Annotated in this window: 12 protein-coding genes, 3 tRNA genes and 2 pseudogenes; 13 read left to right on the forward strand and 4 right to left on the reverse strand. The window is 68.3% G+C overall.

The window, feature by feature from the left end:
• Nucleotides 1–12: 12 nt before the first annotated feature.
• Nucleotides 13–131 (forward strand): annotated as a pseudogene (locus EBN03_RS35780) (site-specific integrase); the annotation flags it as partial.
• 31 nt (nucleotides 132–162) lie between these two features.
• Here the strand turns inward: EBN03_RS35780 and EBN03_RS07550 are convergent.
• The 3 genes from EBN03_RS07550 to hisC all read right to left on the reverse strand — a co-directional run bounded on the left by EBN03_RS07550 (nucleotide 163) and on the right by hisC (nucleotide 2415).
• A tRNA-Ser gene (locus EBN03_RS07550) sits at nucleotides 163–247 on the reverse strand.
• 410 nt (nucleotides 248–657) lie between these two features.
• Nucleotides 658–861: a hypothetical protein gene (locus tag EBN03_RS33625; protein ID WP_147471486.1), complete on the reverse strand. Its 204-nt coding sequence runs from the start codon at nucleotides 859–861 to the stop codon at nucleotides 658–660.
• 480 nt (nucleotides 862–1341) lie between these two features.
• Nucleotides 1342–2415 carry a histidinol-phosphate transaminase gene (gene hisC, locus EBN03_RS07565; protein ID WP_122187375.1) on the reverse strand — a complete coding sequence of 358 codons (1074 nt, stop codon included), beginning with the start codon at nucleotides 2413–2415 and terminating at the stop codon, nucleotides 1342–1344.
• Nucleotides 2416–2539: 124 nt separating this feature from the next.
• On the opposite strand from hisC, the gene EBN03_RS07570 reads away from it, so the two are divergent.
• The 5 genes from EBN03_RS07570 to EBN03_RS07590 all read left to right on the forward strand — a co-directional run bounded on the left by EBN03_RS07570 (nucleotide 2540) and on the right by EBN03_RS07590 (nucleotide 5491).
• Complete coding sequence (locus tag EBN03_RS07570; RefSeq protein ID WP_122187181.1) at nucleotides 2540–3259, forward strand: dienelactone hydrolase family protein; 720 nt, start codon at nucleotides 2540–2542, stop codon at nucleotides 3257–3259.
• Nucleotides 3260–3358: 99 nt separating this feature from the next.
• Nucleotides 3359–3448 (forward strand) — tRNA-Ser (locus tag EBN03_RS07575).
• A 35-nt stretch (nucleotides 3449–3483) separates the two neighbouring features.
• Nucleotides 3484–3556, forward strand: a tRNA-Arg gene (locus EBN03_RS07580).
• A gap of 465 nt (nucleotides 3557–4021) precedes the next feature.
• Nucleotides 4022–4507 carry a hypothetical protein gene (locus EBN03_RS07585; RefSeq protein WP_147471487.1) on the forward strand — a complete coding sequence of 162 codons (486 nt, stop codon included), beginning with the start codon at nucleotides 4022–4024 and terminating at the stop codon, nucleotides 4505–4507.
• A 291-nt stretch (nucleotides 4508–4798) separates the two neighbouring features.
• Nucleotides 4799–5491: a glycosyltransferase family protein gene (locus tag EBN03_RS07590; protein WP_199742655.1), complete on the forward strand. Its 693-nt coding sequence runs from the start codon at nucleotides 4799–4801 to the stop codon at nucleotides 5489–5491.
• An 81-nt stretch (nucleotides 5492–5572) separates the two neighbouring features.
• Here EBN03_RS07590 and EBN03_RS07595 read toward each other — a convergent pair whose 3' ends face one another.
• The gene (locus EBN03_RS07595; protein ID WP_122187184.1) at nucleotides 5573–6364 is read right to left on the reverse strand and encodes an SDR family oxidoreductase; all 792 of its coding nucleotides are present in this window, start codon (nucleotides 6362–6364) and stop codon (nucleotides 5573–5575) included.
• Nucleotides 6365–6744: 380 nt separating this feature from the next.
• On the opposite strand from EBN03_RS07595, the pseudogene EBN03_RS07600 reads away from it, so the two are divergent.
• From EBN03_RS07600 to EBN03_RS07635, 7 genes and pseudogenes are all read left to right on the forward strand, one after another.
• Nucleotides 6745–7494 (forward strand): annotated as a pseudogene (locus EBN03_RS07600) (acyl-CoA dehydrogenase family protein); the annotation flags it as partial.
• Between the two features lie 109 nt (nucleotides 7495–7603).
• A complete protein-coding gene (locus EBN03_RS07605; protein ID WP_233608226.1) occupies nucleotides 7604–8722 on the forward strand; it encodes an acyl-CoA dehydrogenase family protein in 1119 nt (372 codons plus the stop codon).
• A gap of 276 nt (nucleotides 8723–8998) precedes the next feature.
• On the forward strand, nucleotides 8999–10246 hold the full coding sequence (locus tag EBN03_RS07610; protein WP_122187186.1) for a sensor domain-containing diguanylate cyclase: 1248 nt from the start codon (nucleotides 8999–9001) through the stop codon (nucleotides 10244–10246).
• Between the two features lie 88 nt (nucleotides 10247–10334).
• On the forward strand, nucleotides 10335–11633 hold the full coding sequence (locus EBN03_RS34925; RefSeq protein ID WP_233608251.1) for a DNA cytosine methyltransferase: 1299 nt from the start codon (nucleotides 10335–10337) through the stop codon (nucleotides 11631–11633).
• Between the two features lie 170 nt (nucleotides 11634–11803).
• A complete protein-coding gene (locus EBN03_RS07625; protein ID WP_233608252.1) occupies nucleotides 11804–12175 on the forward strand; it encodes a very short patch repair endonuclease in 372 nt (123 codons plus the stop codon).
• A gap of 343 nt (nucleotides 12176–12518) precedes the next feature.
• Nucleotides 12519–13181 (forward strand): DUF998 domain-containing protein, encoded by a 663-nt coding sequence (locus EBN03_RS07630; protein ID WP_233608227.1) that lies wholly within the window; start codon nucleotides 12519–12521, stop codon nucleotides 13179–13181.
• Nucleotides 13178–13951, forward strand: a complete 774-nt coding sequence (locus EBN03_RS07635) for a maleylpyruvate isomerase family mycothiol-dependent enzyme (protein ID WP_233608228.1) — start codon at nucleotides 13178–13180, stop codon at nucleotides 13949–13951. The genes EBN03_RS07630 and EBN03_RS07635 overlap by 4 nt, the downstream gene beginning before the upstream one ends.
• Nucleotides 13952–14124 lie beyond the last annotated feature (173 nt).

Here is a 14124-nt window from a genome sequence, read left to right on the forward strand (position 1 = left end):
GCCCGTGCGAACGTGCCGCGCAGCCTCCGGCACACAGCCGCCGCGCCGGCGATCAGCGCCGGCGCGAACATCAAGGTGTTTCAGCGGAGCTCGGGCACAAGACGGCCATGCTCACGCTCGATCTACACGGCATCTGTTCTCAGCGAATGGCCGCCTGACCTGCGGTGGGTGTGGGATTTGAACCCACGGTGGCGTGAACCACGACGGTTTTCAAGACCGTTCCCTTAGGCCGCTCGGGCAACCCACCTCGCCTCGTCGAGGCGCTACCAGCGTAGCGGTGTGGCGGGGTGGGGGTGAAACCGGATGGCCGATGTGGGCAGGCCCGCGGGGGTCGCGGGCCTGCCGACGCATCTCAGATGCAGAAGACGACACTGCCCAGCGGGAAGCATATGGCGACTGATCCGAACGATCCGCCGCCGCCGATGTCTGTCGCAGACGGGGTCGGGGAGCTGATCGGGTCAGCCGAGGCAGTGGGCGCTAGAAGTGCGCCTACAGAGAGTGCCATCACGCTTGCCGCAACAGTTTTCGCAACTTTGGTAGCCATTTTCCATCCTTCGATCGATAGATCCAGCAGGGGACATCCGCCACCACCGATGGGGTGGGGTGGGGTAACACCGGATGGCGTTCAGGGCAGACCTACGGGCCTGCCGTCCTGGCTCAGATGCACCAGACGACGCTGCCCAGCGGGAAGCACCAGGTGGCTGAGCCGAACGAGCCGTCCACGTTCGCGGCGGTGGACGTCGTGCTCGGGGACACCGATGCGGGGACGGCCGGGTCGGCGGCGGCGATCGGGGCCACGAGGGCGCTCAGGGACAGTGTCATTACGCTCGCCGCAACGGTTTTCGCAATCTTGGAAGACATGTTGAATCCTTCGGTCGATCTCGATCCAGCTGTGGGCATCCGCTAACGCCGACCCGACAGGCTGGCCAGGGCGAATTTCTGCGACGCACCGGAAAATACGCAGTAGCCGTCACACTCGGCTGCTTGATTCGAGATCGGGAGAACTGTGCCGTGCCGGCGTTCGTGAGCCGAACGGCATTGCCCGATGGGTTGTTTCACGCCATACGTGACCGTGTCGGTCTTCGTCCTCGAATCGCGATTCACTGTTGCGCCGCCGCCGCTGCAGCCACGGCTTCACGTGAGCCGGAGAACCGGTCGGGGTGCGATCGGCTCAACCCGGAACTATCAGTCGTTTCGTACTGCCACGAGGTGGTCGGGTGCTGCCGCGTTGCAGGCGCTGACCCACCTGGGTGACCGGAAAAGCGTGCCCAAAATTATAGCGCCGGGATCAAACCATCGACAATGAAACGGACATTCGGCCCATGAGGTGACCTCGGCTGCTCAGCTCAGGAAGGTGGCGACGGTCTCGGGCGCGCTGGCGAAGGCCAGGAACAGGTCGTTCTCGGCCGCCGTACCCGCGGTGACGCGCACCCCGTCGGTGCCGTAGGGCCGTACCAGGACGCCGGCCGCCGCACTGGCTTCGCCGAAGGCGGCGCTCGCCGCGCCCAGCGGCAGCCAGACGAAGTTGGCTTCGCTGGCGGACACCTCGTAGCCGGCCGCGCGCAGCGCCGCCGCCATCCGGTCGCGTTCGGCCACAACGTGATCGGTGCGCTCCAGCAGTTCGCTCTCGACTTCCAGGGAGGCGACGGCGGCGGCCTGCGCGAGCCGGTTCACGCTGAACGGCACGTGCACCTTCAACAGCGCGGTGATGATCTCCGGCTCGCCGACCGCGTAGCCGACCCGCAGCCCGGCCAGGCCGTACGCCTTCGAGAATGTGCGCAGCACAACCACATTCGGCCGTCCACGGCCCAATTCGACACCGTTGGTGCGGTCCTCGCGCCGGACATACTCGAAGTAGGCCTCGTCCAACACGATCAGGATGTGTTCGGGCACGGCGTCGAGGAACGCGGTCAGCTCCGCCTCGCCGACCAGCGTGCCGGTCGGGTTGTTCGGGTTGCAGACGAAAATCAGTTTCGTGTGCTCGGTGATCGCGGCGGCCATGGCCGTCAGGTCGTGGGTGTGGTCGGCCGTCAAGGGGACCTGAACCGCGGTGGCGTTACCGACCCGGGTGACGATCGGATACGCCTCGAACGAGCGCCAGGCGAACACCACCTCGTCGGCCGGGTTGTCGCAGGTGATCAGCACCAGCTCCTGGCACAGTGCCACGCTGCCGCAGCCGACGGCGACCCGGTCGGGGGTCACGCCGACGTAGGCGGCGATCGCGGCGCGCAGTTCGGTGTTGGCGTTGTCGGGATAGCGGTTGATCAGCTCGGTCTGTTCGGCGATGGCCTTGACGACGCTGGGCAGCGGCCCGAAGGTCGTCTCGTTGCTGGCGAGCTTGACCAGGTCCGGCTGGCTGCGGCCGGCGACGTAGGCGGGGATCGCGGAGAGGTCCGGACGGATACGAGCTGTCACCACACCACCATATGTGTTCGTGCGGCGCCCGCCCGAAGCGGAGGTGACGCCGTAAAAAGTCCACTACATCTCGTTCTGAAAACGAATTCCTTCACCCGTTCGGGGGTCGCACTACCATTACTCCATGTCGGGCAGCTATCGAGCCGCAGCTTTGCTGCGCACTGGAACGCCGGGGGATGTGGACGCTCCGCCAGGGACAGAGCAAGTACCGATCACCGTGATCGAACCCAGCCGCACCGCGCGCGGCGGCATCATCGTCCTGCACGAGTCCCGGGACTTCACCGACGTGCTCACCGAATTCATGAACAGCCTCGCGGCGGAGGGCTGGATCGTGGTCGCGCCCGACCTGTTCTACCGCTCCCGAGGCACGGGACCGGTTTTCGGCGCCGAACTGTTCGCCGACGTCGCCGGCTGCTTCGACTGGCTGCGCGGCCGCGGCGTATTCGGTGACTGCATCGGCCTACTCGGCTTCGACACCGCCGGCACCGCCGCCGTCCTCGCCGCCACCGACAGCCCGATCGGCGCCGTGGTGAGCGTCGCCCCGCGCGGCATCGCCACCCCGGTCGCCCCCGACGCCGAGGCGCTCGCCGCGGTCGCCCCCCGCCTGCGCGCCCCCTGGCTCGCCCTCTTCGGCGCCGACGACCCCGACACCCCCGCCGCCGAAGTCGAGGAACTGCGCGAGGCCGCCGCCCACGCCTCGGTCGCCACCCTCCTGGTCACCTACCCCGGCCTGCACCACCGCCCCGACCGACCCGCCTTCGACATCCTCGGCCCCGACGACGATGTCACCGCCGTAGACGCCCAGACCCGAATCTTCGAATGGTTCGACAGCCACCTCCGCTGATCCGCCCGTTGACCAGCCGTTTTGCGTCTTTGCCGGACTCTTGTGTACTGTGATGTCCCGGCGGTTCGAAAGGACCGGGCCCTCGTTGAGAAGGCTCCAGGAGGCGTGCCAGAGCGGCCGAATGGGACTCACTGCTAATGAGTTGTCCCCTCACAGGGACCGGAGGTTCAAATCCTCTCGCCTCCGCCATGCCCAGGTAACTGGGTACACAAATGAATAGCCATGCGCCCGTAGCTCAACGGATAGAGCATCTGACTACGGATCAGAAGGTTAGGGGTTCGAATCCCTTCGGGCGCACAGTGGAAGGCCCCCTGAACTGGAATTTTCCAGCAGGGGGTCTTCTCGTTGTCCGGCCTCACTGGGTCTGACTGTTATGAGTTGTCGCAACTGCTCCCACGGGAGGCGTACCCGCCTTCCTCTCTCACCACTTGCCTATCGGATTCCGCCGATCTCGTTCGTGGGGCCTGGCCGTGGTCCGGTCCCGATCGAGCGACATGGGCTGGACCGGACGAGGCTCTGCCGCTCGCCATCGAGAGGGGCTCGAGGTAGTCACGGCAGAACATCAAACTACTTTGCTGGACTCGCCTCTGGGGCTTGCCGACAACGGACCAGTCAGGGCGCACAGGGGCGCGATCCGCACGGTGACCGTACTCACATCTCGAGATCAACCGATCGACCGGTGAGCGATCATCGGGTCAGTAATCTGAGCGGTCGGCGCCAAACCTCAACGGCGCCAATGAGATCGAACAGGGGAACAACTCAATGAAGAACACTCGAATCCGTCGGGCGGGTATGGGGATAACCGGATTCGGAGCCGCCGCGGCCGCCGCTGTGCTCGTAGCACCGAGTGCGGGCGCGGATGTCGCTTATGACGGCGTGACGCTGGCCGGCGACAGTCACTACGTGAACACGGCCTACACGCTCACCGTCAATACAGCGGGAGTGTCCAACGTTCTCAACGTATGGATCTACGACAACAACGTGGGTTACATCCCCCCGAATAACGGCAACGCTCCCGGCATCGTGCCGGTCAACAATGTCGCCACCTTCCAATGGATTCCGACAACGACCGGTGCTCACCACATCACTGCGACTGTGATGCAAATCGGCGGCCCGAATGCCATCCTGGGCCCGATCGACGTTACAGTCACAACTGCACCGACCGGCGGTACCGGAAGCGCGAACTCGGTCCCGGTTATCGGGCAGTTGCTGAGTAGCATCAGCGCCCAACTCCCCGCCCCTCTGTAGGACTAAGCAGTGGCCGGTCCACCAAACATACGGCCGGCCACTGCCCTCGGTCACATCGGCACACATAGATTTACGGCCGTCGACCTTACTGGCTCTGACCGCACATCGAACTACGACGCTCGACGCATTGGGTGACGCCAGGGGTAGCCCATCTTCCTCATAGCCGAGTCGTCTCGGGTGCTGGACGGGACTTTGGCTCGCCGATTCTGTTGTGGCTCTGGAACAGTGGGTGGGGTGACGCACCTTGTATCCGTTGTCACGCCGGTCTATCGGGGTGTTCCGGAATATCTTGTGGCTGCTTACGAGTCGATCGCGGCGCAGGAGTTGCCCGCGGGGTGGGGATGGGAGTGGGTCGTGCAGGGGGACGGGCTCGATCAGGCGGGGATCGGGGCGGTGTTGCCGGGGGATGAGCGGGTGCGGTTCGGGGTGGGGCGGCACGGTGGGGCGGGGGTGGCGCGGACTTCGGCGTTGGGGCGGGTGTCGGGGGAGCTGGTGAAGGTGCTCGACAGTGACGATCGGCTGGCCGCGGGGGTGTTGGCACGCGATATCGCGGTGTTGGCGGACAACGACATCGGGTGGACCACTTCGCGGGCGCTGGATGTGCTGCCGGACGGGTCGACGCGGGGGTTCGACCACGATCCGCCGGAAGGCGTGCTGGCGCGGGGTGCGGTGCTCGCGCACTGGCGGGCGCACGGGCGGGCGCCGGTGCATCCCGCGACGCTCTGTATCCGGACGGATCTCCTTCTGGCGCTGGGCGGTTGGATGGGTCTGCCCGCCTCCGAGGACACCGGGCTGCTGCTGGCGGCGGATGCGGTGGCCGACGGGTACTTCTCCGCCGAGATCGGGCTGTTCTACCGCAAATGGCCGGGGCAGGTCACCGGGCAGGCGGCGCACGTCGATCGCGGCGATGTCGCCGCCCGGCACGCGGTGATCGGCCGGCGGGCGGAAGTGCTGGCGCGGTCCTTCCCGCACTGGCGCGGGTAGCCGAAAAGAAACCGCCCCCAACCGTTTCCGGTGGGGGCGGCTCCGTTCGGACCTATCGGGGCGGCAACCTGTACTTTGCCGTCACAGGTCCGGGATCGGGAGGTCGAGGTTCGGGATGATCAGGCCGCCGTCGGGCTCGATCACCTTGCCGGTGAGGTACTTTCCGGCGGGGGACACCAGATACAGTGCGGCGGCGGCGATGTCCTCGGGCTCGCCGATCCGGTGCAGCGGGGTCTTGGTCTCGATCTCGGTGCGGATGGCCTCGTTGCCGGCCACGATCTGCAGCGCAGAGGTGAGCATCGAGCCGGGGGCGATGGCGTTCACCCGGATCTTCGGGTTCAGGTCCACCGCGGCGAGTTTCGTGTAGTGGGCCAGCGCGGCCTTGGCGGTGCCGTAGGCGGCGAAGGCGCGGCCGGGGAGCCGGCCCATCGCGGAGGTGATGTTCACGATCGACCCGCCGCCGGCGGTGTCGAGCATGCGAGGTACCGCGGCCCGGGTGAGGGCATGGGCGGTACCGACGTTGAAGCTGAACGCCTCGATCAGGGCCTCGGGGGTGGTGTCCAGCAGCGGGCACGGCATCGCGCCGCCGACATTGTTGACCACGATGTCGAGCCGGCCGAACTGTTCGACGGCGGTTGCCGCCAGGGCGGCGGTGGCGTCGAGATCGCTGAGATCCGCGGCCACCACGTGCGCTTTGCGTCCGGCGGCCACGATCTGCTCGGCCACGGACTCGAGCTGGCTCTCGGTGCGGGCCGCGATGACGACGTCCGCTCCGGCTTGCGCGAAGGCGACCGCGGTGGCCGCTCCCAGGCCACGGCCGGCGCCGGTGACGATCGCGACTTGCCCATCGATCCGGAACCGATCGAGAATCATGCGCACTCCGCTCGCATCGTGTCGATTATTCGACAGTTTCTACATCAATATTCGTCATTCTAGGCGGGATCGGCCGGGTATGACCCGGTATTGGACGCTCGACTACCTCTCGATCGGTGTCGAGTATTCGAATGAATTGTGTACTGTACGGTAGTATTCTCTCGCTCGGGGGTCGGAAGCTATGGCACCCCTGGCCGGAATCGAGGTCGTGTCGCTCGCGGTGAACCTGCCCGGGCCGCTCGTCGGCCCTGGCCCGGCTCGGACTGGCCGCGCCGCACGAGCGCTTCCCGCGTCTGTCCCTGATCGAGATCGTCGGCAACGCCGACGAACCCGACCTGCCCGGGCACGACCTGAACTATCAAGCCGTGCACGGGACACACACCGGATCGGATCTGCAGGCGGTCAAGACCACCGCGCTCCGCGACGGCGACCACTACGTGATCAACGGGTCGAAGACGTTCATCTCCAACGGATCCCACTGCGACCTGGTGGTCGTGGTGGCCAAGACCGACCCGAGCCAGGGCGCGGCCGGCGTCTCGCTGATCGTCGTCGAGACCGGCACTCCGGGTTTCGAACGCGGGCGGGTGCTGGAGAAGGTCGGCCAACACGGCCAGGACACGCGTGAGCTGTTCTTCGCCGACGTGCGCGTGCCGGTGACCAATCTGCTCGGTGCCCAGGAGGGCCTCGGCTTCTACCAGTTGATGGAGCAGCTGGCTCGCGAGCGGCTGGCGATCGCCTCGGTGTGCGCCGGCATGGCCGAGGCCGCCGTGCTGGAGGCGGTGAAGTACGTCAAGCAGCGGCAGGCCTTCGGCCGGGAACTGTGGAAGTACCAGCACACCCGCTTCGAACTGGCCGAGCTCAAGGCCGAGGTGCTCTCGATCAAGACCACCGTCGATCACGCGGTGCAGGCCTACATCGACGGGAACAACAGCCCCGATATCGCCTCGATGGCCAAGCTGGTCGCCGCCGACAAGGGGGTGGCCGTCGTCGACAAGTGCGTCCAGTTCTTCGGTGGCTACGGCTACATGATGGAGTACCCGATCGCCCGGGCCTACGCGGCGGCCCGGGTGAACAAGATCTACGGCGGCACGTCGGAGATCATGAAGGAGATCATCTCGCGCGCAATGTGATCGGATCCGGCCTGGGCGCGCGCGGTGAAACTCCGGCCGGATTCACCGCCCGCTTCGTATCCTGGTGAGGTCCAGCGAAATGCCGGATCATTACCGTGTGGAGGCTTGCGTGACCAATGCCCACTTCTGTTTCCCCGTTCCGGAATCCGAGCAGATTCTGCTCGATACCGTGCGAAAGCTGGCGGGTGAGTTCGCCGCTGTCGCCGCCGAGTACGACGAACGGGCCGAAATCGCGGTGGGACATCTGGATTCGCTACACCACGCCGGTGTGAACCGTGCCGTACTACCGGCCGCGGTCGGTGGCGGCGGCCTGAGCTATCTCGGGTTCGGGCAGCTGGTGCGGATCCTGGCCGCGGCCGATCCGTCCACGGCGACCATCTGGACCATGCACACCGGCGCGGGAGTAGCGCTGGCGGAGTTGACCTTTCAGACACGTGGCGCGTTTTTCGCCGAGGAGTTCCTGGCGGGCAAGCGATTCGCGAACGCGCTGTCGGAACCGGCCAGCGGGAACCGGTTCCTGGCACCGCAGCAGGACGCGGTGGCGCGCGGTTCCGACTGGACGCTGTCGGGGGCGAAGCGGTTCGTCTCGGGTGCGGAGATCGCCGACTATCTGCTGGTGAACGCCCGGGTGGACGGTGTACCGACTTTCTTCGGTGTGGTGCCGGACGAGACGGTCACGGTGATCCCGATCTGGGACACCCTGGGCCTGCGTGCGACCCGCAGTCAGTTGCTGGAATTCCACGACACGGTGCTGCCCGCCGAATTCCGGGGCCGGGCACCGGGCCCCGGTGACTTCGCGGTCATTCCCGCTGGGCTGCCGGGCATTTCGCTCGGCATCGCCGATGCGGCGTTGGCGGCCTTGATCGCGCATGCGCAGTCGCGGATCATTCTGGACCGCCCGCTCTCGCATCAGCAGTGGGTGCAACACGAGGTCGCCGATGTGCAGGCCAAACTCGCTGCGGCACATGCTCTCTACGAGCAGGCGCTGTGGCAGGCCGACCACGGCATCCCGCTGTTCTTCCCGACCCTCGATCGCGCCAAGTACCTGGCGAACAAGGTCGCCGTCGAGGTGGCGCAGCTCGGTGTCCGGATCGGTGGTGCCTCCGGGTATCTCAAGCGATCGCCGATTCAACGGCATCTGCGTGATGCGGAAGCCGGGCAGCTGATGGCGTACTCGACCGAGGTGCTGGCGAGCAGTATGGGGGCCGAGGTGCTCGGCGTCGAGTAGCGGTCGAGCCGGGCCGGGCATCGGATCGGTCAGCGTCAGGACCGTCCGGGGGACCGGTTCGGCCTCGCCGGGGGCCGCCGCGCACGACGGCCTCCGCCACCACCACGGACCGGCGTCCGGCGGGTGCGGTTCCGGCCGTCCCGAGGATGGCGATCACGGTGCGTACGTCGGCCTGACCGGCGGCTACCCGGGAGCACCTCCGGGCGGACCGAGCGTCGTAGCCGACGTCAATTACTCTGGATCACGTCGGGTGAGCCCGGAGGGAGGTACCGCGACATGCCGGCGAGCATCGCTGCGGTCTGGCTCGAGCGTCTCTCGCAATGCCCCCTGCCGCGCGTGCGGCCCGGCACGCTCCCCGACACGGTGAACGCGGCCGTACAGCAGTTGACCACCGCGCTCGACGGCGACCATCCCGACACCGCGGCCGTCCGGCAGGTCGCGGTCGAGCTGGTGGAATCCGGTGCCGACGATCCGGCCGTGCTGGCACGATCGCTGCCGATCCTGCGCGCCCTCGCCGAAGCGGCCGGGCACGGCGCGGCCGACCGGGTGGACGCGATCACCGGTGCGTTCGGGGAAGGGTTCTGCGCGGCGGTGGTCGAAGCCGCGGAAGAACGGTCCGAGGGCCTGGAAGCGGCATTCCGGACCGCCTCCCTGGCCATCGCGATCGGCGACCCCGATGGCCGGATCCACGAGGTCAATCCCGCTTTCGAGCGGCTGACCGGCTACCGCGCCGCGGACCTGCGCGGCACCCTCGGCCACCTCCTGGTCCCGGCGGAGGAGCAGGAAGAGGTCCAGCAGCAGATCCGCGCGGCCCATCAGACCGGGCTCTACACCTCGGTCGGGCCGATGCCCCAGGCCGACGGGACCGTGATCTGGTCGGCCTGGACCGCCGTTCCGACGGTGTCCAAGTCGGGCAAGCATCACTACATGATCGGTTTCGGCGAAGACATCACCGAACGGCACAACGCCACCGAGGCGCTGAAATGGCAAGCGCTGCACGACCCGCTCACGTCCCTGGCCAACCGCCGGCACCTGCTCGAACACCTGGAGGAGACGGCCGCCGCGGCCGGTTCCTTGGACCCGGCCGCCGTGTGCGCGGTGGATCTGGACGGCTTCAAACCGGTGAACGACTCACACGGTCATCTGATCGGTGACCAATTGCTGATCCGGGTCGCGCAGCGGATGCAGGAGGCCGTGGCGGACACCGGCTGTTTCCTCGCCCGCGTGGGTGGCGACGAGTTCGTCGCCGTGGTGTCACCGCCGACCGGCGTCGCCCGCGTGCAGCACATCCTGTCCGGATTACAGGCCGCGCTGGGGGAGCCGTTCCGGATCGCCGACCTGGTCATCGATATCACCGCGAGCGTCGGCGCGGTCCTGGGCCCGCTGCGCGGCCGGGACCCCACCGCGCTGCTCGATGCCGCCGATCAGGCGCTCTACGAAGCCAAGACACACGGGACGAATCAGCTGGTGCTGCGCCGGTTCACCGCCGACGGCGATCTGTCCACCGGGCCGTGGCTGCGATGATCGGCCGTGATCGCCGTTGCGGCCGTCGGGTACCGTGCCTGCCATGACGACCCATCCGGCGCGATCAGGCCAGGCCACCGCAGGTCGGATGGCCGGGTTGTTCGCCGGAATCGGCGGCCTCGAACTCGGATTGGGCGCGCACGGCTGGGACGGCGAGCTGCTCTGCGAGATCGACGCCGGTGCGCGGGGCGTGCTGGCCGCGGGGTTCCCGGACGCGGAACTGCACCCGGACGTGAAGCGATTACGGTCGCTGCCCGCCGGAATCGATGTGGTGGCAGCGGGATTCCCGTGCCAGGACCTGTCGCAGGCCGGTCGCACCGCCGGAATCACCGGGGATCGTTCGGGTTTGGTGGACGAGGTGTTCCGGTTGGTCCGCCGCCGCAAGGGCCCGCGCTGGCTGCTGATGGAGAACGTGCCGTTCATGCTGCAGCTCGCGCAGGGCCACGCCATGCGCCACATCACCACGGCCCTGGAGGAATTGGGTTACGCCTGGGCCTATCGGGTGGTGGATGCCCGCGCGTTCGGCCTGCCGCAGCGGCGCGAACGCGTGCTGATGCTGGCCTCGCGGACCGAGGATCCGCGCCCGGTGTTGTTCGGCACCGACGCCGGACCCCGGCATCCCGGTGACGCGGCGGACCATCCGTGTGGCTTCTACTGGACCGAGGGGGTGCGCGGACTCGGCTGGGCGGTGAACGCGGTCCCGACCCTCAAGGGCGGGTCGGGACTCGGGATCGCCAGCCCGCCCGCGGTGCGGCTGCCGTCGGGGGAGATCGTCACCCCCGGCATCACCGACGCCGAACGGCTACAGGGTTTCGACCCCGACTGGACGCTGGCCGCCGTCGACGTGCCCGGAGTGCGTGCCGGGCACCGATGGAAACTGGTGGGCAACGCGGTCAGCGTCCGGATGGCCGAGTGGATCGGATCCCGGCTCGCCGCAGCGGATTCCGGGCGGCTGACCGTAAGTCGTTCGACCGGAACAGCTTTGGGGCATCCGGCCGGCACCGCGCTCGGCTATCACGCTGCGGCGCTGCGGCATCCGGCCGCCGCAGCGCTCGGCCGGGCCATCGATCCGGCGTACGGACCGCACATCGAGGTGGATCCGGCGCTGTGGCTGACCGGCGAACCGATGCCCGGCACGAAATGGCCGTCGGCGGCGTGGGGGCGCGCCGGAACCGTCCGGCAGGTGCCGGTGTCGAGCTGGCCCGTGCACGCGCCGTACGAGGATCTGCGCTGGTTCCTCGACGACGCCCGGCTGCTGTCCGCTCGCGCGACCGCCGGATTCCTGCGCCGCGCCGCACGCGGCGCCCTGCGTTTCCCGCCCGGCTTCCTCGCCGATGTGGAGAATCACCTGCACCGGATGGGCGGGCATCCACAGGAGGCCGCCTGAACGCGACACGCGCCCCGCACTTCACCAGCACCCCATAAGGTGCGATTCATGCTGTCCAGATGGGAACAACGGCGTTTGCGGGGGCGCTGCAGTGTAGGTGGCGGTCTCCTCGGATTTCCGGGCCGGGAGCAGTGAAGACACCGCCCACCGACTCGGTCACCAGTGCGCGCATGTCCCGGCAGCGTCGGGTCCACACCGCGCCCGAGATCGCCCTGCGCCGCGAACTGCACCGCCGCGGCGCCCGCTACTTCGTCGACCGCGCCCCGCTGCCCGGCCTGCGCCGCCGCGCCGACCTGGTCTTTCCCCGCCTGCGGGTGGCCGTCTACGTCGACGGCTGCTTCTGGCACAGCTGCCCCGAACACGCGACCTTCCCCAAGCGGAACGCCGAGTGGTGGGCGGCGAAACTGGCCGGCAACGTGGCCCGCGACCGCGATACCGACGCCCGCCTGACCACCGCCGGCTGGCTGGTGGTGCGGGTGTGGGAACACGAATCAGCAGCCCTTGCAGCAGATCGGGTACAGGCCGCGCTGGCACGACGGTGAACCGGCGACCCCCGTGCTGACCTTGGACGGAGCGAACTCCGGCCGCGGTACGCCGCGGTCCGCGCCGGGACCGACCTCGGACGCCGAACCATCCCGCTCGGGATCGAGCGGCGGTGCGCCCGGCGAATCCGGGGCGTCGGTCGGCGGTACCAGCCGGAGCCGGGACGCGGAAACCGAGGCCGCCGCGACGGATCCGGCGATCGCGGGCTCGGGATCCGACGTCGCCGGGCCGAGGCGGGACCGTACGGGCTCGGGGACCGAAGCCGGTGGGATAGGACAACCGGTGTGCGCGGCGACGGGAGCCGCGCGGGGTCGGCGGTCGGGGTGGCGGTGGGTGGTCGGTGTGCTGACGGGTACGGCCGGGGTTACGTACTCGTCGTGGGTGCTCGAATTCTTCTTGCCCGGTGGGCCGAATCCGGTGACCTCGTTCCTCAGTGAGCTGGCTGAACCGGATCGGCAGTTCGCCTGGGTGTATTCGGTCGGCGACACGGTCACCGGAGTGCTGGCGGTGGTGGCCGGAATTGTTGGGCTGCTGGTGTTTCGGCGGCGGCGGCTGACCGTGGTCGGCTGGGGTGGGCTGGTGGCGTTCGGCGCGGCCACCATGGCGGACGCGCGGCTGCCGCTGCATCGCTGCCGTCCCGATCCGTGCCCGCACGTGGACTACGGACTGTTCCCGCAGCTGCATCAGATCCACGCGCTCACCAGCACCCTCGCGGTGATCTCGATCTTCCTCGTCATGATCGTGGGCACCGCGGCGGGCATTCGCTACGGCCGGCGGGAACCGCGCCGCGACGCCGGGCTCTGGATCCTCGTCCTCGCCTCGGTCGTGACCGTGTGGATGCTCGTCGCGGACAACCTGCCGGGCGATTACGTGCTCGGTGTGGCGCAGCGGATCCAGGTCGCCGGAATGAGCGTATGGCTGGTGCTCGCCGGGGTGCGGATATGCCGCGCCGAACGTCTTGTCGCCGGGGCGAAAACGGGTACAACGGGTATGGTCGGGACGTGATCAGCGACACGCCGGACCTCGCCGCACACCCGGCGATTCTCGACTCCGTCGATGCCTCGACACGCCGTCTCCTGGACGCGGTGGCGACGCTGTCCGATGCCGACGTTCCCCAGCCGTCGCTCCTGCCGGGGTGGACCCGCGGGCATGTACTCGCGCACCTGTCCCGCAATGCCGACGGCCTGGTCAACCTGATGCTGTGGGCGCGCACCGGCATCGAGACCCCGCAGTACGCGAGCCCGGCCCTGCGCGAGGCCGATATCGAGGCCGGCGCGCCACGCCCACTCACCGAACAGCTGATCGACCTGCGTGCCGCCGCCGACCGCTGGCTGGCGCTGGCCCGCAGCATGCCGGAATCCGGCTGGCACGCGACAGTCCGCTCCCGCACGGGCAAGGAGTTCCCGGCCGAGCTGGTGCCGTGGCTGCGCTTGCGCGAGACCGAGATCCACCACGTCGACCTGAACATCGGTTACCTGCCCGTCGACTGGCCCGTCGACTTCGTGGCCCGCATGCTCGCCGAGGTCGTCGCCGGCCTGCACGCCGAAGTGCCGCATCGCCCGGCCGGCGCCAAACCCATGACCTCGGATCCCGAACATCCGGCGCCCCCGAGCTTCACCATCCGCGCCACCGACACCGGCTACACCGCCACCGTGGGCTACGACCCGACTACCACGGTCAGCGGCCCGGCGGCCCTACTGCTGGCCTGGCTGATCGGCCGCCACGACGGCAGCGGACTGACCGGCGATCTGCCGCGGCTGCCTGCCTGGTTGTGATCACCGGCCCTCGAGGTCCCTGAGCAGGATCGATACCGACCGGCCGGGTGGTCGTGCGCCGGAAAATCGGTTGGCGCGGGCGGGCAAGCCTGGGATTCTGGACTGATCCCGTTGTCCTCGAGCCCCCACCGTCGTGGGGGTCGATCCGTGCTGTGACCGATGAAGGGGAGAAC

The organism is Nocardia stercoris (assembly GCF_003696265.1).
Classification (GTDB): Bacteria; Actinomycetota; Actinomycetes; order Mycobacteriales; family Mycobacteriaceae; genus Nocardia; species Nocardia stercoris.

Bases quoted from the DNA above. Each gene is read 5' to 3' on its own strand.
- EBN03_RS07625 (WP_233608252.1), top strand. From the start codon at position 11,804: ATGTCCCGGCAGCGTCGGGTCCACACCGCGCCCGAGATCGCCCTGCGC.
- EBN03_RS07610 (WP_122187186.1), top strand. From the start codon at position 8,999: ATGCCGGCGAGCATCGCTGCGGTCTGGCTCGAGCGTCTCTCGCAATGC.
- EBN03_RS33625 (WP_147471486.1), bottom strand. From the start codon at position 861: ATGTCTTCCAAGATTGCGAAAACCGTTGCGGCGAGCGTAATGACACTG.
- EBN03_RS07595 (WP_122187184.1), bottom strand. From the start codon at position 6,364: ATGATTCTCGATCGGTTCCGGATCGATGGGCAAGTCGCGATCGTCACC.
- EBN03_RS07570 (WP_122187181.1), top strand. From the start codon at position 2,540: ATGTCGGGCAGCTATCGAGCCGCAGCTTTGCTGCGCACTGGAACGCCG.
- EBN03_RS07585 (WP_147471487.1), top strand. From the start codon at position 4,022: ATGAAGAACACTCGAATCCGTCGGGCGGGTATGGGGATAACCGGATTC.
- EBN03_RS34925 (WP_233608251.1), top strand. From the start codon at position 10,335: ATGGCCGGGTTGTTCGCCGGAATCGGCGGCCTCGAACTCGGATTGGGC.